Source organism: Halobaculum roseum (assembly GCF_019880245.1).
Taxonomy (GTDB): Archaea; Halobacteriota; Halobacteria; order Halobacteriales; family Haloferacaceae; genus Halobaculum; species Halobaculum roseum.
The window spans coordinates 85,720-105,521 of record NZ_CP082287.1; the positions used below are offsets into that span (position 1 = coordinate 85,720).

At 59.3% G+C, this 19,802-nt stretch carries 16 protein-coding genes, 8 tRNA genes and 1 pseudogene; 20 read left to right on the top strand and 5 right to left on the bottom strand.

Annotated features, from left to right (window positions below; genetic code table 11):
* Window positions 1–55: 55 nt before the first annotated feature.
* On the top strand, window positions 56–1,285 hold the full coding sequence (locus tag K6T36_RS15690) for an RNA-guided endonuclease InsQ/TnpB family protein (protein ID WP_157501737.1): 1,230 nt from the start codon (window positions 56–58) through the stop codon (window positions 1,283–1,285).
* 12 nt (window positions 1,286–1,297) lie between these two features.
* Here the strand turns inward: K6T36_RS15690 and K6T36_RS15695 are convergent, their stop codons facing one another.
* Window positions 1,298–2,224, bottom strand: a complete 927-nt coding sequence (locus tag K6T36_RS15695) for a MarR family transcriptional regulator (protein WP_222923647.1) — start codon at window positions 2,222–2,224, stop codon at window positions 1,298–1,300.
* A 138-nt stretch (window positions 2,225–2,362) separates the two neighbouring features.
* Here K6T36_RS15695 and K6T36_RS15700 point away from each other — a divergent pair, with 138 nt between their 5' ends.
* The gene (locus K6T36_RS15700) at window positions 2,363–2,686 is read left to right on the top strand and encodes a DUF6788 family protein (protein WP_222923648.1); all 324 of its coding nucleotides are present in this window, start codon (window positions 2,363–2,365) and stop codon (window positions 2,684–2,686) included.
* A gap of 644 nt (window positions 2,687–3,330) precedes the next feature.
* Here the strand turns inward: K6T36_RS15700 and K6T36_RS15705 are convergent.
* Entirely contained in the window at window positions 3,331–3,816 is a 486-nt protein-coding gene (locus K6T36_RS15705; protein ID WP_222923649.1) for a hypothetical protein, read from the bottom strand.
* 739 nt (window positions 3,817–4,555) lie between these two features.
* Between K6T36_RS15705 and K6T36_RS15710 the strand changes: the two genes are divergently transcribed.
* The 4 genes and pseudogenes from K6T36_RS15710 to K6T36_RS15725 all read left to right on the top strand — a co-directional run bounded on the left by K6T36_RS15710 (window position 4,556) and on the right by K6T36_RS15725 (window position 7,634).
* Window positions 4,556–4,942, top strand: a complete 387-nt coding sequence (locus tag K6T36_RS15710) for a DUF8105 family protein (protein WP_222923650.1) — start codon at window positions 4,556–4,558, stop codon at window positions 4,940–4,942.
* An 18-nt stretch (window positions 4,943–4,960) separates the two neighbouring features.
* A pseudogene (locus K6T36_RS15715) lies at window positions 4,961–5,280 on the top strand (DUF8158 family protein); the annotation flags it as partial.
* 92 nt (window positions 5,281–5,372) lie between these two features.
* The gene (locus K6T36_RS15720) at window positions 5,373–5,852 is read left to right on the top strand and encodes a hypothetical protein (protein ID WP_486606367.1); all 480 of its coding nucleotides are present in this window, start codon (window positions 5,373–5,375) and stop codon (window positions 5,850–5,852) included.
* A gap of 702 nt (window positions 5,853–6,554) precedes the next feature.
* Entirely contained in the window at window positions 6,555–7,634 is a 1,080-nt protein-coding gene (locus K6T36_RS15725) for a transcription initiation factor IIB (RefSeq protein WP_222923651.1), read from the top strand.
* 881 nt (window positions 7,635–8,515) lie between these two features.
* On the opposite strand, the gene K6T36_RS15730 is transcribed toward K6T36_RS15725, so the two are convergent.
* Complete coding sequence (locus tag K6T36_RS15730; protein ID WP_222923652.1) at window positions 8,516–9,955, bottom strand: hypothetical protein; 1,440 nt, start codon at window positions 9,953–9,955, stop codon at window positions 8,516–8,518.
* A gap of 325 nt (window positions 9,956–10,280) precedes the next feature.
* Between K6T36_RS15730 and K6T36_RS15735 the strand changes: the two genes are divergently transcribed.
* Window positions 10,281–11,111: a type IV toxin-antitoxin system AbiEi family antitoxin domain-containing protein gene (locus K6T36_RS15735; protein WP_222923653.1), complete on the top strand. Its 831-nt coding sequence runs from the start codon at window positions 10,281–10,283 to the stop codon at window positions 11,109–11,111.
* 180 nt (window positions 11,112–11,291) lie between these two features.
* Window positions 11,292–12,548, top strand: a complete 1,257-nt coding sequence (locus K6T36_RS15740) for an RNA-guided endonuclease InsQ/TnpB family protein (protein ID WP_222923654.1) — start codon at window positions 11,292–11,294, stop codon at window positions 12,546–12,548.
* Window positions 12,549–12,579: 31 nt separating this feature from the next.
* Here K6T36_RS15740 and K6T36_RS15745 read toward each other — a convergent pair whose 3' ends face one another.
* Window positions 12,580–13,068, bottom strand: a complete 489-nt coding sequence (locus K6T36_RS15745) for a helix-turn-helix domain-containing protein (protein ID WP_222923655.1) — start codon at window positions 13,066–13,068, stop codon at window positions 12,580–12,582.
* Between the two features lie 115 nt (window positions 13,069–13,183).
* Between K6T36_RS15745 and K6T36_RS15750 the strand changes: the two genes are divergently transcribed.
* The 3 genes from K6T36_RS15750 to K6T36_RS15760 all read left to right on the top strand — a co-directional run bounded on the left by K6T36_RS15750 (window position 13,184) and on the right by K6T36_RS15760 (window position 15,928).
* Window positions 13,184–13,984, top strand: coding sequence for a DUF8170 family protein (locus K6T36_RS15750; RefSeq protein WP_222923656.1), 801 nt, complete (start codon window positions 13,184–13,186; stop codon window positions 13,982–13,984).
* A 104-nt stretch (window positions 13,985–14,088) separates the two neighbouring features.
* A complete protein-coding gene (locus tag K6T36_RS15755; RefSeq protein WP_222923657.1) occupies window positions 14,089–14,496 on the top strand; it encodes a MarR family transcriptional regulator in 408 nt (135 codons plus the stop codon).
* 556 nt (window positions 14,497–15,052) lie between these two features.
* Entirely contained in the window at window positions 15,053–15,928 is an 876-nt protein-coding gene (locus K6T36_RS15760; RefSeq protein WP_222923658.1) for a DUF8172 family protein, read from the top strand.
* 391 nt (window positions 15,929–16,319) lie between these two features.
* Here K6T36_RS15760 and K6T36_RS15765 read toward each other — a convergent pair whose 3' ends face one another.
* Entirely contained in the window at window positions 16,320–16,940 is a 621-nt protein-coding gene (locus K6T36_RS15765; RefSeq protein WP_222923659.1) for a hypothetical protein, read from the bottom strand.
* Between the two features lie 725 nt (window positions 16,941–17,665).
* Between K6T36_RS15765 and K6T36_RS15770 the strand changes: the two genes are divergently transcribed.
* From K6T36_RS15770 to K6T36_RS15810, 9 genes are all read left to right on the top strand, one after another.
* Window positions 17,666–17,741: transfer RNA gene (locus tag K6T36_RS15770), tRNA-Gln, on the top strand.
* A 3-nt stretch (window positions 17,742–17,744) separates the two neighbouring features.
* Window positions 17,745–17,818 (top strand) — tRNA-Asp (locus K6T36_RS15775).
* 249 nt (window positions 17,819–18,067) lie between these two features.
* A tRNA-Pro gene (locus tag K6T36_RS15780) sits at window positions 18,068–18,140 on the top strand.
* Window positions 18,141–18,144: 4 nt separating this feature from the next.
* A tRNA-Ser gene (locus K6T36_RS15785) sits at window positions 18,145–18,231 on the top strand.
* A gap of 191 nt (window positions 18,232–18,422) precedes the next feature.
* Window positions 18,423–18,494 (top strand) — tRNA-Glu (locus K6T36_RS15790).
* Between the two features lie 103 nt (window positions 18,495–18,597).
* Window positions 18,598–18,668: transfer RNA gene (locus K6T36_RS15795), tRNA-Met, on the top strand.
* Between the two features lie 12 nt (window positions 18,669–18,680).
* Window positions 18,681–19,085 (top strand): hypothetical protein, encoded by a 405-nt coding sequence (locus K6T36_RS15800; RefSeq protein WP_222923660.1) that lies wholly within the window; start codon window positions 18,681–18,683, stop codon window positions 19,083–19,085.
* 42 nt (window positions 19,086–19,127) lie between these two features.
* Window positions 19,128–19,203: transfer RNA gene (locus K6T36_RS15805), tRNA-Glu, on the top strand.
* A 424-nt stretch (window positions 19,204–19,627) separates the two neighbouring features.
* A tRNA-Arg gene (locus K6T36_RS15810) sits at window positions 19,628–19,702 on the top strand.
* Window positions 19,703–19,802 lie beyond the last annotated feature (100 nt).

Sequence of the window (19,802 nt, forward strand, 5' to 3'; positions counted from 1 at the left end):
GACTCTCTACTATATCTTATTAATACTTTTAATCACAGGTTGTGTTGTGATGTATATGGAGGTCCACCGCACTGTTCCGGTCAAACTCGATGTGACCGAAGAGCAGGCGGAACTGCTTCACGAGACCATCGACGAGTTTCGGTGGGCCGCCAACTATGTCGTAGATGCCGCGTGGGACGGTGAATGGGCCGAAACCCGAAAGTCCGTCCTGCACGACCTGACCTACGACGAACTACGCGAGCAGACACGGCTTCACAGCAACCACGTTCAGTCGGCTCGCGACCGTGCCGTTGACGCACTTGAAAGTGTGCTCGCGAAGTGGTCGAAAGGTGAGTACGCTTCATTGCCCACGTTCACCTCGCCCTTCGTGGAATATAACCAGCGAAACGCCACATTCCACGACGACCACGCCTCGTTATCTACCGTCGATGGACGCGTTATTGTCGAGTACGTCATTCCCGAGGTAACCGGTGAAACGCCCTTCTCCGAATATCTGCGGAGCAACAAGTGGGAGACTACTGGTGCGACACTCCATTATCGCCGTGGCGATTTCTACCTCCACGTCCGAACAAAGGCGGATGTGGACGACCCCGTTCCAGCCGAGAACGGAACGGTTCTCGGTGTGGACCTCGGGGTCGAGAACATCGCCGTTACTTCGACTGGCGTGTTCTGGTCTGCCGACGAACTCAACCACTGGCGACAGGAGTACGTTCAGCGCCGCAAATCGCTCCAAGAGTGTGGGTCGCGGTGGGCTCATGAGAACGTCCAAGCGGTCGGACGCAAGGAGACGGGACGCTTCAAGCAGTATCTTCACCGTGTCGCGAACGAACTCGTAGACGAGGCAGCTGAAAATGGCTGCACGGTGATCGCCTTCGAGAACTTGACGGATATCCGCGATCGGATGCCAGATGCCCGTAAGTTCCACGAGTGGGCGTTCCGTCGCCTGTACGACTACGTCTCGTACAAGGCCGAGGTACTCGGGATCCAGGTTGAGCAAGTGAACCCGAAGAACACGTCGAGACGGTGTTCATCTTGTGGGTTCACACACGAGGACAACCGCCCCGCACAGGACGCGTTCTGCTGTCAGTCCTGCGAGTACGAGAACCACGCGGACTACAACGCAGCCAAAAACATCGGCTATCGACTCCTTCGCAACCAAACTGGCGGCGAAGGAGGCGCACCCGTAGGCGTGCGCTTGAACACCGGGATGCTGAACGCGAACGGGGTCAAGCCCCTGCCGGATTCGGCTAGAGCGGGAGTCCACGGTGAACACCACGGTCCTTAGGCCGTAGTGAGCTTACTGTGGTAGTGGCACCTCGTAGTTAGCCGCCAGCTCCTGGAACTCGTCCCACTCCGGGAGTCGCTCGTCATCAACCTCGCCGTACGTCTCGAGGTAGCGGAGCAGGGCGTCGATTTCGTCTTCGAGACCATACTTCGCCGCCTGCTCTCGGAGGTCCGCCTCGTCGACGTCGACGTGGCTGAGCAGGAGGAGACAGTACGAGCGGTGGCGGCTGCCGTCGTCGATCAAGAGGGTGTGACAGCAGAGCTCCGCCGGTGAGACTACGTCGAGGTCCTCGGAGTAGACGTAGTAGCGGTGGCCGGTGAGCAGGAACTGGAGGTCGAAGGCCGCGAACCGACCGAGGCCGGTTTCGTGGAACCCCTCTGCCTCGATCTCCGTCTCAGCCTGGGCGAGGAATTCGTCGTAGTCCTCCCAGAGAATCGTGCCCTTCGGGGCGACGGCTTCGAGGCGCTGGCGATGTAGATGATGTGTGAGTTCACGCGCGAACTCGTGGAGGCGGTCGAAGTCGGCGTTGAACTCGTAGTGGCCGTCGACGGTCCCGACGAGCCCACGGTCGCGAAACCGCTTGAGGACGCGGTTGACCGTGTTGCGGTAATTGTCGCTTCGGTCGGCGATCTCGGAGACGGTTCGCGGCTGGTCGAGGTAGTACAGCACCTCGAGTGCCTTGCCGGTCAGCAGCTCGGGGAACTCGATGTGGGAGTGCTGGCGGACGAGGTCCTGGTAGAGCTCGACGGCGCGAGCATCCGACGGGATAACTCGTTTTCGGCGGCCGTCGCGTTCCGTGTAGACGAGCCCTTTCTCAACGAGGTCGCCGACGGCACGAGAGAGGTAGCTCTCGCTGTGGTCGAGCTTCGTCGCGATCTCGGAGATCGTGTCGCCGCGGTCGACCGTAGCGAGGACCTCGAGTTCGATGCGCCGGAGCACGGTGTAACATAGTACGAAACTTGTATATAAAGAAGTTTCGAGTAGTGTTACAGCCAACAATCGCGAGAACCGCCCCCATCGGCTTAACCAACAAAACTATGGGTTCATGGGCCGTGTTGGTTAACACGAGAGTAGCCGATGTCCTACGAACCACCGCCCCCACCGGCGAACCTCCCGACGGAGATCGTCAACACGCTCAATGAAGCCACACCGGAGCATCTTCGGGACGCTGCCAGCTACGCCGAGGCGTTGGCCGAACACAAAGAGCGGGAAGCCCGTCTCGAGGAGGAAGCGGACGACGCCGACGTCGAGGAGCGCCCCGATGACCTCCCAGACGACGTGCCGGCGAAGGCGACGATCACGATCAAGGAGATCAACGACAACCGCTACTACTACTGGCAGTGGCGGGAAGGCGATTCGGTGACGTCGAAGTACAAAGGGCCGGTGAATCCCGACGAGTAGACGAGATGGAACTGTAGTCTGATGTTCTTTTCAGTACCATTAGAGACGTAGCAGGCGACACCCCCCAGAGTGTGAATGGGTTCGGTTTGCCCAACACCCCTCAGTGTGAATAGGTCCGGTCAACCCGGACGAGTAAAACTCGATGAGGGAGGACCCCCACCCCACGTTTCCGTCGTAACTGGATGTGGGTGGCGGGGGTGACGCTGATTTTGAAGGGACCACACCCCCCGCCTTTCCGTCGTTTCTCCACCGTCTCCGCATCATCAATAGTACCGACGACAAAGAAATCGTAGGACACACCCCCCGTTTTCGAGTTGTAAATGGGAGAGGGCTAAGAGATTACACAGTAGATCTAACGGCACGTCGAATCTCCTGACTCACCCACCCCCGTTTTCGAGTAGAAACAAGACATCCCGGCGACCGACACCCCCCGTTTTTGAGTAGTAAGCGCCAGAATGGTCGCGAAAGAACGAGGCTCGTAGGCTCCGTTCACGAATGAGAGGAATACCGAGCTTCGGACATGATTGCTGGTGAAGCCGCTTTGGTGATCTCGAATGTTTCACCCCCGCCCCCCTTTTTCGAGTTGTAAGTCGCTGGGAACAGGCCATCAAGACGTAGCGTAGCGCGAGTTGAGGTAACTGAAGCTACGTGGAGGCGTCGTGACCACCATCGGCGAGCCCGTGGGCGGCAAATTTTTCTTGATCGACTTCGGGGAGAGCAGCGTATGGGATCTCCTCTGCCTCGGTCACCGTGCCGGTTACGATATCCACCTTCACGGAGTACCTGGTGGCCGGCGTATTCTTGACCACCTCGTATGCCAGCTCGTAGACGCTGTCTTGGTAGGCGATATGTTGCTGTTCGGGCAGTGGCGGCCGTGTCGCCTTCGTTGTCGCGCCACCGTCGAGAATCCGATCGAACAGTTGTGCCGTTTCGTCGTTGCCTTCAGCAGGGCGGACTGTATCGAGGACCTTCGTCGGGAGTTTCGCGTCGGCAATCGTTGTCAGTTCGAGGCGTGCTGTAGGGGCTTCTGCAGCGGCGTTGCTTCCACCCAACCCACCGGGACTGGTGCAGCCAGCGAGTACTGCGGGGAGGGACGTGGCGGCGGTCGCGAGGAGGGCACGGCGGCGCAAAATCGTGATTCCACGAAGACGCTCGAAAAGCCTTGTGTCGGACGGATGAAGACAGCAAAAGCTCCGGAAACAGTGGAGGGGGCAGACTATTAACCAACAGACTCTGTTCCTGGTTCGGATTGTTGGTTAACAGCCTGTACTTGTCCACTGTCAAGTTCGGACTGTGAACAAGCCGTTCCCTCGGTATGTCAAGATGATGGGTTGTAGTACTGTCTACCTTGTACTGGAAACCCCCGTCGGGCAACTTTGAGTGGGTTTAGCGTCCCGGATTCTCGGGAATCGGGGGTATCTTTCGGCATCTCCCGGGAGAGCGCAGCCATCAATCAAGGCGTTCTTGACACAGGGGTATTCGTATCTCTCATCAGTCCTTCCCGAATTCACCCCCTTAGCCCGTGGTCGAGCAATTTTAGCGAGATAGTGGTGAACCGGTAGCTCGTCGAGGTATTTTCTACTGCCTCAAATCGGCCCGACGAGATTCTTCTACGATTTGAGACCGTTATTCGGATTTGAATATCGCGGATTTTGTCCAAAGGAAGAGGCGATATGCAATGTGCGAAGGCCGCCGGCTCTCTCAGGCCGAGGGGCCATCTCTGGAGTCCTGACTTCCGAAATATATCAGTTTGAGATCACAGTCTCGTCTACTGAGTCACCGGAGCGATCGTTGTTTCAACGACCTGCCCAGGGTGTCGGGATTGGGTCCTTGACAGCCCTGTCTGTGAGTCCGTCTCGTGGGTCCCCGATGTTGATGACGGCGGCGCGTGTCTCGTGGGCTATGGACTGTCCTGCGTGTGGTGGCCCGGTCACACTCGAGATCGGACCGAACCGACTTCCGTCGACGCCATTGACCGAAGTAGTGCTTGATGCTGCTGCAGACGAACGTCTCGACGTCCTCCGGACGTGCTGGGACTGTGGGTGGCAGGAGGAGCGCCGACTTCGGATCGAGGCAATCGACACGACCGCCGGCGATGCGGACACGATCGAGCGAGCCCGCCTTCTGGAAGAGATTACCGATGAGCTCGCGGCCATCGAGGCTCTCGGGACGCTGGAAGACACGCTGGCGGAGGTTCGCCGACAGCGCCGATTGGAGCCCTCGGCGGAAGATACAGACACAGACGCGACGGAGTGAGCATAGTGATGACCGACTCTGAACCCCCCCTATGACGTTCGTGAACGCACTGGAAACCCCGAGTACGCAATCGGTTGATGACGTCGTCGAACTCGTCCTCGAGGGGGCACAGACCACCACGAGTGGACCACCAGGACGCCCACATGGACGGAGCGATGGCGACTGTCGTCGACAGATATGACCCGGATACCGTCCGAACTGTTATCAAGCGCGTGCTCGTCGTCGTCGATCCGTTTCGAACTACCACGGCGGACCTTGACGTCAACAACATCGACCGCGCTCGAATCGAGACCGCAGCCACTCGATTCCTGGCAGAACTGAACGCACAGGGCGACGATTGCGTTCGATGGCCCAGATTCCTGACGCTCAGAGCGTGCGTTGTGGAAGCCCCGAAACCGTTACCAGCGTCTGTGTGAAATGTACGCACCGTATGGAACCAAGCGACGAGCTGCGGCGAGTTCATTTTCACTCGCCAGTGTCTCTCGTCGAGCGGCTCGACGCCATTGCGGAGGTCTACGACACGAACCGAGCAGACCTACTCGTTGAGGTCCTCCGCGAGTATCTCGACAAGACCGCGGACAATGAGCCGTTCCAAGAGCTCGTCGCGATGAAGTACTACGACGACCAACTCGAATTCGAGACGGTCACGCAGCTGGTCGGCGCCGAGACGGCTCATCGCCTCCGTCTTGTTAAATCGGATCTTGAAGACGCGTCACTCGATCTCGCTGCCCCTGACAACGTCGGCGTCTACGATGGCGACGCGACGGCGGTCGACGCCGAGATCCGCCGGCTGTACGAGCGGTATCAGACGGCCGAGAGCGACGCCGAGCGTCGAAAGATTGCCCTCAAGATGGGGAACCTCGATGGCCGGCGGCACGCGGAGATCTACACCGCACTCGAGGACGAGTAGCGGCTTTCTGTACATTAGTGACGGAATCGTTCGTGACTGGCCGGCTCATCGACATCTGAGGGGCATCGACAGCTAACTCCCTTTACCATCAGGGTCACATCTGTCGAGGTTGCTCGCGAGATACTGCTCTCTGTTCGCGTGGTATCGGAGACAGCTATTAGAAAGCCCTCGGCCGCTCGACATCCCGCGCCTCACGCTGTGCGCCTCGCTGGACTCGGTGCTTGCGGGGTCGGGGGACGGTCGAGGCGGCCTCACCCTTTCTGAGTCTGCCAGGTCGGCGGCTGGATAGGCCGTCGTCGCCGTCGGCTGTCCGGTGGTTCTCAACCGGCCCGCGCCGCTCGCCGCTGGCGCCCTCCGCGTCGCTCGCGACCGACCATTCCGGGCGGGCTTCCGCTCCAGTAGGTGCGGTTCCTGCCGGGCTAAAATGTATGTGCCCTCGACGCCAGCGGGAAAGCGCGGGGGGTTGCGCGGCGTGACTGCTCACCCCCCACGCTTTCTCCGCTGGTCGCTCGCTCCGGGCGGGTCGGCGCGCGGCGCTGGTTGAGTCCCTCCGTGCGGGCGCGCTCTCGCTCGCGCCCAGGAGGGCGCTCGCGAAGGCGCGAGCGAGAGCGCGCAGACGGCTCTGTCGGTCGTGACGTCGAGGAAACCGCGGTTTGGGGCCGCGGTGTCGGGCGCTGTGATGAGCGCCTTCAGGAGACTGCAATGTCGAGTAACAACGCGAGCGAAAAGACGGTTTCGGACGTACAGAGTACTACCACTGAGGAACGCGGTCACGAGACGACGGTCGAACACGAGCCGTCGGGGCGGTCGACCTGTCCGGAGTGTGAGGGCCAGGTGATCACCGAAGACGAGCAGTCGTTCTGCACGGACTGCGGGCTGATCGTCGCCGACGAGTGGGTCGACCTGAGCCCGACGCTGAACGACCTAGGCCTGGTCGGGGACGCCGACCAGAGCATCGAGACGGTGGACCCGCTGCGGACGGACAAGGGCCTGCACACGAAAATCGGGCGAAACACCGATGGGCGCGGTAACCCCCTAAGCAACGAACAGTGGGAGAAGGTCCAGCGCCTCCGGAAATGGCACAAGCGGATGCAGTTCGGCGAGAAGCGCAAGCGGACCAAGCGGCTCAACGAGGGACTGCGTGACATCGAGATGATCGGCGGCAACCTGAGCCTGCCGGACCACGTCATCAAGCAGGCGGCCCGACATCTCCGGAGCGCCTCGGAAGCGCGGCTACCGGGCGGGCGGATGGCCTGGGAGGCACTCGCTGGCGGCGCCGTCCTCCTGGCCGCGCGAGCCTCAGCGGTCGACCGTGACGAGATCGACGTCGCGGTCGCCAAGCACACCAAAGCGCCCCTCGAGCGGGTGTGCGCTGCGGCGCGGAAGATCCGGTGTCAGTGCGGGTTCGATGCGCCGCTCATCAGACCCAACGCCGTGATGGAGGTCGTCGACGCGCTCGATGACGACGCCATCCCCGGGGCGCGAGCCGTGCGGACGTGGCGGCTGGCCCAACACCTGATGAAGCTCGGCGATCGGGTGCCGGTCGGGCCAGGGACGCCACGATGCACTGTCGCGGCGTCGGCGCTGTACGCGGCGGATCGGCTGCTGTCGCGCAAGCACCTCACCCAAGAGCAGGTCGCCGTGGCGGCGAGCACGATCGTACCGACGTCCCGGAATCGGATCGCGCGGTACAGTCGGGAGCTCGTCGACGCCTACGAAGCCGAACACGGCACCGACGACCCGGGTGTCGGCCTCGAAGAGGAACGGGACACCCTGCGCTGAGCGGGGCGCTACCCCCGTTTTTAGTGGCGACCACCGCCCGTGGACGCCCCTCCACCCCACCCACCGCTCCGTGCTCGCTCCCTGCGGTCGCTGCGCGCGCAGCCACAACCTCGCTAACACCTGGATGGAGTCTCATCAACGGGGATAGGGACGGTGTGTGGTTTGTCGCATCCAAGAGGGGCGGAGTGAGAGACTAATGAACGCTGTTCCATCGTACACCGTCGATAGAGAGACCGCAGCGACGCTCCGAGAATGGTTGTTCGAGAACGCTGTCGAGAAACACGGGGAGTCCGAGATCTCCGAGCCACTCGCTGAACTGGCGGCCGCCATCGATGGCGTGCTCTACAAGCAGGCAGAGGCCGTCGAACTCGGTGTATGGGCACAGACGGATCCTCTGGGTCAGCGAGACACATCACACGTCGACGGGAGCTCAGTCGATGAGCCCCGATCAGATGACGCACGCGACCCAGCCGAGCCTGCTACTTTCGATGTGGGAATCAGCAAGCCAGATCGCATCTATGACACGCTTCCCTATTCGGCCTGGCAGCTCGATCACGAGCAATCCATGACGAACCAGGAGCGATCCCCGACAGCAGCGTCTCACGGTAGGGCGACACCGACAGCGACCTCCCACACACGACGGCAACAGCACCGTCCATCAGTCCGGTATCGCACCGCGTACGAGTGTTCCGTGTGCGGGAGCGTTCGTGAGTTAGAAACCTCGCTTCGAGTCTGTGCGTTCGTCGATGAGTGTCCCAGCTGCGGAGCAGTCGCTCGCTTTACTGCGGGTGGGATTCCCACACCGTTCAGGAAGAGCTGAAGACGCCTATTACAGTCTATTACAGTCTCTTTCAGTCAGTTCCCTTGACTGTCGGAGATAGCTACGGGAACACCTGATAGAAGCCGGTCAAGCCGGTTTGACGGATTCGATCACAGGTATCGATGAACGTCGCCCCCTGATCGTCCTCTCTGTGTTGCTCGATGAAATCCGGATAGCCGAGCAACTGGAGGTACGCATTAGCAAACTGGATGAGCGTCTTCACTGCGGCCTTCATGAAGTGGTATGGTTCGATGTAGCCCGCATCAGCCCAGTCTGCCTGATACAATCCCCACTCAGTGAGCGGATCATAGGGTAAGGGATCGTCATCTATCTCGCGGTAGTACCGCTCGAAGGCATCTCGATCTGCCTCATTGAACCGGTCAAGCGGAATGACTCCCGCTGTCCAATCCTGATCAGCATCCTCGAGGAGACTGTCCTGATATCCTCCGCGATGGACTACGAGCGGTCGGAGAACATAGACCAGATTGATGTACGCCATGTGGTCCGCGATGTGATCACGAAGATCGGTGTTTGCCTCCCGTACTTCATTCAGAAAGTCCCGTCCCCGGTTGTTCGAGAGCGAAATGAACTCTTTGCGAATGTCGTCGATAGCATACTTCTCCGCGGTCTTGAGGGCTAGTGTATCGAAAACGCCGGTGATCAGGGAGATCGCATTGTCGAAATGGTACTGGACGTTGAGCTGCGTCCGGTTATCTGGCTCCTGGAAATACTGATACCCGATCTCATCGACGGCGATAAGCAAGTTCTGAAATCGGATGCTAAATCCCCGTAGATAGTCGTCAGCCGCGTCGGCCTCCACGTGATACCGCGGAACCAACGCCCGGAAGAGATGCCAGTACCAGCCGAACATTCCGACGGTGAGGTTCGGACTAGCGTAGAACTGCTCCCGATACCGGATATAGAGCCCGAGATACTCGACTGCCTCGCCGAGGCTCATGATATTCAACTGCCCACCGGGGAAGTGCGCTTCGAACCACCGTCGGTTGGTGAGGAGGACCGTTCGGTTCGTGATGAACAGGTGTCCCTCATCACGATGGTTGAGCGCGGCGTGGACGAACACCTGCCGGACTGTCGCCAGCTCTCGTTCGGTGACGTCCTCTACTTCGGTCGCATACGCGTCGATGTCATCGGAGAAGACTCGTGCTGTAGTCCGCCGAATCGCCCGTTCCTGATATCCGAACAGATACGAGAATGACGTGGTTGTTTGCTGCCCATCATCATCGCTCCGGACAACTCGAGCCCCGTTCTCTGCCGTCTCAATTGTATACGGTGGGATACACTCAAGCTCCTCATGCCGTGGCGTGTCTGGCGACCGAATGAATTCGAACTCGCGGTTCGCTGCATAGTCGAGTACCCGCTGGGCGGCATCGTTACCATCGGCGAGCTGCTCGTTCAGTGACGCGGTATCCACCAGTACGCGCAGCGGGTCCTCACCGTCACGTGAATCATGGTCTCGACGGATGATATCGCGTGGGTTCATACCTGTGTCTCGTAGTGCCGGCAAGTCAACGCTGTGGGCACGTCAACAAGCCCCTCCACCTTGTTTTTGAATACGATCGGGATTTTGTATCGAATGACTAATTCGAACTCGATCCAATGTCACATCAATAGCTGGACCAGCCAGAAGACGGGGTTGGAAGATACTGCCGACAGAATCTGCCACATCCGATTTGTTCATCCACAGTCTCCACGGTTCTTAACCAACACATATCTATTTGATGATTTTGTGTTGGTTAAGGAAGCTAAGAAGGATGAGGCAAGGCTAAAGCAGGTCTGAGACTATATTCTATGTAAGAAACGCAGGTATGGGTATCATAGAACAATCGCAAAATATACGCCAGGGTCTCTCGACTCGAGAAAGTCGACTCCTTGCACAACTCGCTGGCGCGGGGCACCAGATCATCTCCGTCGACGACATCGAGACGACCCTGGAGGTCCCCCCAAACACCGCCCGCGAGATCGCCTCCCGGCTCACCGAGAAGGGCTGGCTCGACCGGCTCTTCCCGGGCACGTATCTCATCATTCCACTCACTGCCGGCGAGGAGGCCGTGTACACCACCCACGAGTACCTCATCGCCGCCCACGTCGCCGAGCCGATGTACATCGGCTACTACAGCGCCCTCAGCCACCACGGGCTGACCGAACAGGTTCCCCGGACGGTGTACGTCGTCACGCCGACCCGAGCGCAAAGCAGGGAGATCCACGGCGTCCCGTACCGTGTCACGACAGTCACCGAGCAGAAATTCTTCGGCTTTGAGCCGACATCCATCGAGGGTACGACCGTTCAGGTCAGCGACCTGGAGAAGACACTGGTCGACTGTGCGGACCACCCCGAGTTCTGTGGTGGTCTTCGGAAACTTGCGACCGCGATGCGCACCGCCGACGAACGGGGTTGCAACTGGGACACCGTCGGCGAGTACCTCGAACGCCTCGACAACGGCGCTGCGACCAAGCGGATCGTCTATCTCGCCGACCAGCTCGGCATCGACCTCCCCGCCCGCGAGGAACTCGTTGCGTCGTTCACAAGTGGCTACTCGCTGCTGGACCCGACGCGGCCCGACACCGGATCGACCAACAGTACGTATCGCCTCCGAATCAACGTCGAGTCAGCCATGCTGGAGCCCACGGAGTCCTGACCTAGGTACGAAGTCGGCGTATTCTCTGCAGCGTCGAGAACGGTGCTGTTCAACTGAAGCGGTAGCGCGGAGTCCCCTTCCTCAAGGAGCGACCGAAGGGTGCGAGTAGTGAGGGGAGGAGCGCGTTTGTATAGGCCACAGAAACTAATATATAAGTAGCCAAGAGACTACATTGAATCTGTGGCAGACGACTACGTGCGCCGGACAGCAATCACCCGACTCTCGGTAGATGGTAGGCAACGCGAGTTGCTTGAGGAGACCATCTCTGAGTGGAAGCGTGGTTGCCAGCTCGCCACCGACATGGCGTGGGGCAAGTGCAACGCCAAGAGCGACGTACAGCCCCTCGCCTACGACGACGTGCGTGAGCAAACCGGCCTCGGGAGTCAGCATGCGATTCTCGCCACCCACCAAGCCGCACAAGCCATCACTGGCTGTATCGAACGCCGGTCCAACGGCAAGAAGGTCAGCAAGCCGACGTTCACCGCACCCACGGTGAAGTACGACACCCGGACGATGACGCTGTTCGATGACGACACGGTTTCTCTCTCCACGACAGAGAGTCGCGTCCGGTGTTCGCTCGCACTTCCCGATGCCGACGATGGCTACCAACGGCAGTACCTCAACTCTGACGAATGGAGCGTTACAGAAAGTACGCTCACCGCCCGCAACGGCGATTACTTCTTGCACATCGGCTTCCGCCGACACAAGACCGACACCGAACGGAATACCGCCGAGGACGGAACGGTCCTCGGGGTTGACCTCGGTATCAAAAATCTCGCCGTCACCAGCACTGCCTGCTTCTTTAGCGGGCGAGAGTTAACCCATGACCTCCGCGAGTTCGAGAAGGTACGCGCCGGCCTCCAACAGACCGGAACGCGAAGCGCCCACCGGACGCTTGAACAGTCGAGTGGCCGGGAACTTCGCTACGTCCGCGACGTACTTCACCGAGCGTCGAACGCTATCGTAGACGAAGCACTCCGATACGAGTGCGACGTGATCGCGTTCGAGGACCTAACCCACATCCGCGACCGCACGGGTGCGTCGTGGGGCCACAAGTGGGCGTTCCAAACGCTCTACGAGCAAGTAGAGTACAAAGCCGAAGCGAACGGTATCTTGGTGCAGCAGGTGGGTTCGGCGTACACGTCGAAACGGTGCGCCGAGTGTGGCTTCACAGCCGACGAGAATCGCCCGAATCGAACCGATTTCTGCTGTCAGAAGTGCGAGTCGGAAGCGAACGCAGACTACAACGCGGCGAAGAACATCGGTATGCGGTACGTCCGCCGAGGCCAACAGTCGTCCCGGCGGACGGGCAACAGTCAGCTTGCCCTAAAGTCTGGAACGGTGACGCCAAGTGGCGGATTTACCGCCCACCCGGACGGGTTCGAGGTCGAGGACACGGACAAGCCCCACCCTCAACGAGCAAAGTCGTCAGACTGAGCGAAGTAGGGTGGGGTAGTTGACCGACGAACTATGGGTTTGTGCCACCATCGACGGCGTCGAGATCGGGCTCGTCGAACTCGAGGGCTTCCGCGACGGCATCCGGAAGCTCCGGGCGAGGGGCCGATTCGTGGCGCTCGATTTTCTCGGTCTTGCGCGTGTTTTCGTAGAGGGCACGTGCGACCGGAAGCCCACGGAGATACTTGTAGTCGTGGAGGACCTCGACCCCCCGCTCTGTGAATCCGTAGAACTGGGCGGGGAGATCACGTTTCCCCTCGCTTGGTTCGTACGTGTAGCGTGCGAGGAGCCCGGCGTCGATCAACGTCTCCAACTGGTCTTTGATGGCCGCCTGGCTCTTCCCGGTCATATACTCGAGTTCGGCGAGCGACATTAGATGGGCGGGATGGCCCAGCAGCTCCTGGATGATGAGATGGCGCGTATCCTGGGACAGCAGCTTGAACAGCCGCTGTTGTTCCGCGAACGGCCCCGCATCGGCCGCGCCAGTGTCGGTTTCGCTCATACGTGACGATACGAGGAGGGGCGCTATAACAGTTAGGGTCATCCAAGTTGGTTAAATCAGAAAAAATCAAAGTGATTCAGAAAGGATAAGGTGTTGTGGTTTGAATCGGCAGCTAATGACCGACCCAAGCCCGCCGCCGGACGCTGGGGAGATTATGGCCGTTGTTCACGAGGCCGTGGGGGGCATCGAACTTGAGCCTGCAGAGAAACGGGAAATATGGCGGTTCACCCAGCGTGAATTGCCGTATCTTTGGAGTCAGCGGACATCGTATTTCATCCTGGGAAGCTATCGCGACCCCTATATCCGTCGGCTTCGCGCCGTCCAGAACGAACTGACAAAGCAGCTCGGTGCGTATCCGTTCATCATGGGCGATCTCCTCGAGCTTCCGACTGACCGGCTCAATACGTTCGATATCATGCTTTCGCTGCTCGCGACGTACAGCGACTACATCGTCGGTGTCTTCGAGAAGGAGAGTGGTGGGGAGGCGCCTGAATTGGGCGAGATCGATGACCCACCGTATTTCGACAAGTCGTACGTGTTCCCGCGTGATTACGCGTGGGTGACTGACGAGAACCTTGACTCGACACAGCACGTCATTCAGGCTGCTCTCGAGATAGTGTTCGCAGACGATTTGTCGGAGGAGGAAGTCCAATCAAAAGTCGAGTCGCTCATAGAGCGCGCACAGGAGAAGGGTCTTGACATCGACGAACAGGAGGTTTGGGATGTGATCGACGACCGGACAAATGAGGACGAAGAGCCGGCAACGTACAGTTGGGTTCATCTCAACAAGTTCCGCAAATTCGAACTCCACGAACGGTGCTTCCCGTGGACGACAGAGGACGAACTTCGAACTGAGGTTGACGAACTCCCATCCCCGACACCACGTCCGGAGTGGGAAGAGCGTGAGGGCCAGTGAATTATCCTGTCCTACTCGCTTGGCGGCACACTCATCATAGTGAGTCGGCTCGGTAGTTTACTCTCGGGTAAACTACTTTACTACGCCCGGTCGAATACATCGTCATGGAGGTTGGTTCGGGTGTCGGCGACGACACGACACCACGGGAAGTCATCCACTTCATTACACAGCAGACACGATTTTCGCTTATCAGCGATATTCTCGCTCACCCCCAACAGCTCCCATCAATGTATGAACTCGAGGAGCTCAACCCCAGCGTGAGTGATGCCACCGTCTACAAGTACATCCAGAAGCTGATCGACGCCGGCATCGTCACGGAGGTCGCCCTGGACGACGACCAGCGCCGGCAGGGGTATCCCTGGAAGTTCTACGGCCTCACCGAGGAGGGTCGGGAGTTCTTGGAGACGCACAATCTGCTTGCCGCGGAGGAGACACTTCAGCAGATCTACGACACCATCGCCGATAAGCCCGAGAAGATGGTCAAGTACGAGAACGCGCCCCGTCCAGATTAGGAGTGGTTGTCAGAGAATAGGGAGCGATAGTCTGCCGTTATTCCCGGAGGTTAGCCTGACTGACCGACTTCACGGACGTAGCCGCTCCGCTCAAGATCAAATTCTTCGGCTACGAGTCGAGGCTCATCGAGGACACCGCCGTGAGCGTCGCAGATGTGTAAAAGACGACCGTTGACTGTACCGACCATCCCGAACTCTGTGGTGGCATCCAAGAATTCGTACAGGCGATAGTCGTCGCGGAGGATCGAGACTATTCGTGGGCGACGGTCGTTGAGTGCCTCCAGCGACCCGACAACGGCGCTGCGACCAAACGAATCGTCACTCGCCGACCAGCTCGGCTTCGACCTCCCGGCGCGTGAGACGTTCCTCAAGTCATTCACGAGCGAGTGTCCGCTCCTCGACCCAATGCGATCCGAACAGGGAAGCTACGACAGTGAGTATCATCTCCGAATCAACGTCGACTGGGAGAGACTCGATTCGATGGAATCCCGATGCCAGGTCGGTCCGAAAGGTAGCGTGAATTAAGATGCTCCCCCAAGTACAGCGAATCAGGTAGATGGGTCACGTCTATTATCACCATCCGGGCGACAATCAGTTCTCTCTTGATTTTGTCCACGAGGCTCCATCAGAGATCGTTGCCAGGATTGTCGAGTACGACGACGACGTGGCGGTGAAGGTTCGCAAGTACGATTTTGACAGCGAGTTTTTCAGTATCTATACCTCCCGCGTCGGTGGTGGGGACGTCGGCGATCTCGAATTCGATCTTGGCGAAGCACTCTCTGAGATGGGTGCTGATAACGGTACCATCGTTGCCCGGCTCCTTGAGATCTATCAAGTGCTCATAGCCCAGAATGAGGAAGAAGAAGGAGTTCCCGTTGAAGCGTACAAGAGCATCGACATCGATGCACTCCCAGATGCGCTCAACCGGGTGTCGTGGGAGGGCAGCGCGACTGATGTTGCAGGCCGTCTCGCCTCAAATCTCATTCTCAAACACGCGCTTCCGAATGCGAACCATCGGACTGCTGTTGCCCTGGTTCAGTTCTACCTTCGTCGGATTGCTCCCGATTTCTCGATGCCAGAGACATCCGTGGAAATCGACTCAGAGACATACGACTGGCGGGAGTGGGTAAACGAGTATATTAACGAGTCAAAGCGTCTCTTGACGGTTCGTCGGAAGAATGTGCTACTCAAACATCTCTCTGACTTCGGAGCGACAACGCTTGAACGGAAACACGAGGTCCAGATCGACCTGACGGCATACGAGCTGGATATGTATCCCGCAGAAGCGAAAACAGTCTACGCAACAGCGCACGAGGAGCTCTGGATCGAATTCGTCGAAGAGGCGGTTGAGCGCACCGACAACCCCGAGCTAATGGAAACCCCTGGGCTATCCAAGGCGGAGTTCGCAGAGAAAATTCGGACTCTCGAGTAAGCGGCGTGCGCTAGTCTTGGAGCGTCGCGACCGTGCGGCCGGTTTCTTCGGCCTCTTCGCTCCGCGACATCCCGTATGTTGCGAGAGCTTCCTCAACCGCGTCGTCCAGACTCATTGGTCAGGCAAATCTTGGCTCTGCCGACGGATAAAGTCTCGCACGATTTGCGTTTATCATTGCATCGGCCAACTCGCCAACCGTGCAGGACCGATCCCGCAAACAGTAGATAACCCGTAGCACCGTCCACTCTCATAGATTCCCATCTCTCCGATGTATTCATAATCATATCGGGTAGAGTGGAATACAGACTCTTGGCGCACAGATCGAGTCGTCAAATAGTGAGACAGTTGTGCAACCGTATTTTGGAGAGGCAATTCGATCTGCGAGTCCGAACTACTCGGGAGGCGACGTGAACAGGCGCCGATACTCGTCAAGCCACTCGATCTCGTGGTATGCCACGTCGTTCTGAATGTCGTATTCAAGCGGGAGTGGATCCGAACGGTGGGCTGTAAACGTGAGGTTGATCTCGATACAGGGCCCGTGCTCGGAGACGCACTCGAAGCCATCGTCAACGGGGTATACAACGCTAAACCAGCGAATCTGGAACCCAAAGTGGTCACACACATCTCTGACGACTGCAGCATCGCAATAGGGCGTGTGGACCCACAGTTCCCCGCCAGCGTACGCCTGATCTTTGACACACCAGACTGCATCGAGGGAGCGGAGAAACTCCGCAGCGCGATTGTAGTGCACTTCAGTCAGGCGGTCCCACCAGTGGTACTCCTCGACATCGTCAACGAGGAGCTGGAGGCAATCACCACACACATCATATGCCCGTTCACCGAGAGAGACTTCGTGGAGTTTGTCGTACTGGGTGGTGTCACAAGCATCGCACGGCGGGGAAGCACCACTACCCTGGCATCCAGTGGATGATCGCTGTTCGGTGGGGTTGGAATACCCGCTGTTTGCACTCCCTGGCTTCTGAGATTCGTTTGAGTCGGTATTCTCGGTCATTGGTATCTAACCGAGAACCGTCAGTCACGCCGTGTGACTGGGCTCCCGGCTAGCACCGGACCGGCGATCGGCCACTCATCTATCGCCACAGAGAGCAGGTTGGTGTAAATAGTTTCTGTGGGTCCAACCGAGAACACCGGCCAGCGTCCGGCTATCGACGACAGCCAATGCTAGGACATTAAACGTCGTGTGCAACCGTATCTTGGAGTGTGACTGCCGTGTCTGTGGGTAACACACCCTAACTAATTTTAATACAATTGCCACGATATTCCAGGCTGACGTCCGATACACCCCTCAAACCGAGAGAGTTCAACACGATGATCATCACTCGCCTCACCCCGCGGCGTGCTCGTTCTCGCTTAGCCGCGGCTCCCGTGTTCGGCGAGTGTCTACAAGATCAGCGTGCGAAGTGCCCGGGCGCAAACCGCCGGATCCACGTCGACTTCGAATACGAGAGTTCGACGCAATCCGGCGACGGCCGGACACTCTCACCCGCATAACTCGGCCCCCATACGGACTACCCGTCACGGGTCGGGGAACACGGGATTGCCGCCTGCCTGTGCCCAGTACTCGCTCAGGACACAGCCTGATGCGAGTGCGGGGTGCCAGGCTCGCGGCTGCTTGGTTTCCGTTCGTTCCGATACAGGAGCGAGCGGACTCCGTCCGCGCTGAGCGTACGGAAGTCGTTAGCCAACAGCTCCGCAGCGAGAGCTGCGGCTACGTCGAGCCCCGGAGTCTCCGCTGGCGAGGGACGCCGGACTTTGAATCCGGAGGTCGCCGGTTCGATTCCGGCCGGGGCGACATGCCGACGTGGTGTAATCCGGCGAGCATACGGTCGTGTCACGGCCGTGATCCGGGTTCAAATCCCGGCGTCGGCGTGGATGCGTGGCGTGGCCACGTGGGGATACCCATCGAGGTAGGCAGCCCGTTGGTGCGATCAGCTGGATCGTTCCGACGATGCTGGGCCCAGCAGGGTCTGCAACCTACATGAGCCGGTGTGGTATTCCCGGGAACACCCGAAGTACGCCCGCGCGATGAGACGCGCAACCACGACTACTCGGTCGCGGTTGCGCAGTTGGAAAGTCGTACAGATAGATAATCAACTGCCGAACGCTCGGCAGTCCCGTGAGCCGATGGTCCAGCGGACGACGATCTGTGCCTTGGGCGCACAGGACCGAGGTTCGAATCCTCGTCGGCTCACTGTGCCGCGACTGGGTATTGGGGAACCCAGCGGCCTGCTATGCCGTGGCCGTCTGCTATCGGTCTCCCGGTTCGAATCCGGGTCGCGGCGTCATGACAACGAATGTCTGCCCTGCCTGCGAGGAGGAAGCGTTCCGTCACGTCCCACTCGGTGAAACAACGTCCATCGACACGATTGGAAGCGTGAAAATCTGCGTCACCGAGGACGGCGCATACTTCCACGGAACGAGGTGACTGCCATCCATCCACTGGCCGATGACCCGTTCCAGACGAGGCCAACCCGCTCCAGTGGAGTAGCGGCCAAACTCCGGCCCTCTCACGGCCGAGCCCCCGGTTCGAATCCGGGCTGGAGCATTCTCCAACAGTCCGAGACCTCTCACTTCCAGCCGACTAGACTGAGGGACGGACAGCTGTGGAGAACTGAGAGATGCCCATGAGTGAGTTCCGAATTGTGTGCTGCGGGATAGGATAATGGCAGTCCACGGGGCTCATATCCCCGAAGTCCAGGTTCGACTCCTGGTCCCGCAATGGAGGACAACAATGGGACTATTCGATACAGTCGAACTCTACGACGACGTCCACCTGCCAGAGTACCCCGAAGGGATTACTCCTGCCGAGGACGTCGACTGGCAGACGAAAGGCATCAATCGACCGACCATGACCACATTTCGGATTACGGCGGACGGTCGGCTCCTCGAAGAGGAGTGGCACACCGAAGCGGTCCCGCCGGAAGACCGGCCATACGCGAGCCGTGACGACGTCGACGAGGACGATTTTCGCTACATGGCCGGCAGTCGGAACCGAGTCCACGACGGCTGGATCGAACGAGACGACTACCACGGCCGCTTCAAGCTCAAACACTCCTTCGAGGGTCTCGAGACACTCGTCACGTATCAAGTAACGTTCACGCACGGACAACTCGAGGGCTTCGAACGGCTGCAGTGACCCGTGCGTGCCCACACCTCGGTGCTTGATTTACTCTCCAGCGCTCCCGGAGTCTCCGTTGGCGAGAGACGCCAGTTTTTCAAACTGGAGGCCAGGGGTTCGATTCCCCTCGGGAGCACTCGGGGGGCTGGCCATGACAGCGCTTTCCCGTGTCTGACATAGCGGGCAGCCACGGATCCGTGACGCTGTCACGGTCAGCTTTCCCCAAGCGTGTGGTCGTCGAGGTGGTGCGTTTCTTCGCCCGCAAAGCACACCAACGGGAGTCATAGCCCGTCGCACCACCGGTTGCCCGACCGCACGTGGCGACCGTCGAGTCGGAGCGTTGCTTCGCTAGGAACTCGCAGGTTCAAATCCTGTCGGTGGCGCAGTCCATCGAGAACATCCCGGACAAAGAGCGTACGAGAGGACGCTCGACACCGGTTCCGCTCCGACAGTTTTCCGGTCGCCGTGTCGCCAGTGGCCGTCGATCTGGAGCGCTACGTCGATGGCACGCTACGGGTTCGAATCCCGTCGTTCGCTCCAGGAATTGTCCGGCCACTCGTGTTCCCGTAGCTCAGTCAGGACAGAGCACCGGCCTTCGAAGCCGGGTGTCGCACGTTCGAATCGTGCCGGGAACGTCCAGCCGAGCGATGCGAGGCTGGTTCGGGACGTTTTGCTCCCGAGGCTCGCTGCTCACAGAGCGTGTGGGCAGCTGCGATCGGAGTCGCCTATTGCGGC

Coding starts and splice junctions, on each gene's coding strand:
- K6T36_RS15690 (WP_157501737.1), top strand. CDS start 56: ATGGAGGTCCACCGCACTGTTCCGGTCAAACTCGATGTGACCGAAGAG.
- K6T36_RS15700 (WP_222923648.1), top strand. CDS start 2,363: ATGTCCTACGAACCACCGCCCCCACCGGCGAACCTCCCGACGGAGATC.
- K6T36_RS15710 (WP_222923650.1), top strand. CDS start 4,556: ATGTTGATGACGGCGGCGCGTGTCTCGTGGGCTATGGACTGTCCTGCG.
- K6T36_RS15720 (WP_486606367.1), top strand. CDS start 5,373: ATGGAACCAAGCGACGAGCTGCGGCGAGTTCATTTTCACTCGCCAGTG.
- K6T36_RS15725 (WP_222923651.1), top strand. CDS start 6,555: ATGTCGAGTAACAACGCGAGCGAAAAGACGGTTTCGGACGTACAGAGT.
- K6T36_RS15730 (WP_222923652.1), bottom strand. CDS start 9,955: ATGAACCCACGCGATATCATCCGTCGAGACCATGATTCACGTGACGGT.
- K6T36_RS15735 (WP_222923653.1), top strand. CDS start 10,281: ATGGGTATCATAGAACAATCGCAAAATATACGCCAGGGTCTCTCGACT.
- K6T36_RS15745 (WP_222923655.1), bottom strand. CDS start 13,068: ATGAGCGAAACCGACACTGGCGCGGCCGATGCGGGGCCGTTCGCGGAA.
- K6T36_RS15750 (WP_222923656.1), top strand. CDS start 13,184: ATGACCGACCCAAGCCCGCCGCCGGACGCTGGGGAGATTATGGCCGTT.
- K6T36_RS15755 (WP_222923657.1), top strand. CDS start 14,089: ATGGAGGTTGGTTCGGGTGTCGGCGACGACACGACACCACGGGAAGTC.
- K6T36_RS15760 (WP_222923658.1), top strand. CDS start 15,053: ATGGGTCACGTCTATTATCACCATCCGGGCGACAATCAGTTCTCTCTT.
- K6T36_RS15765 (WP_222923659.1), bottom strand. CDS start 16,940: ATGACCGAGAATACCGACTCAAACGAATCTCAGAAGCCAGGGAGTGCA.
- K6T36_RS15800 (WP_222923660.1), top strand. CDS start 18,681: ATGGGACTATTCGATACAGTCGAACTCTACGACGACGTCCACCTGCCA.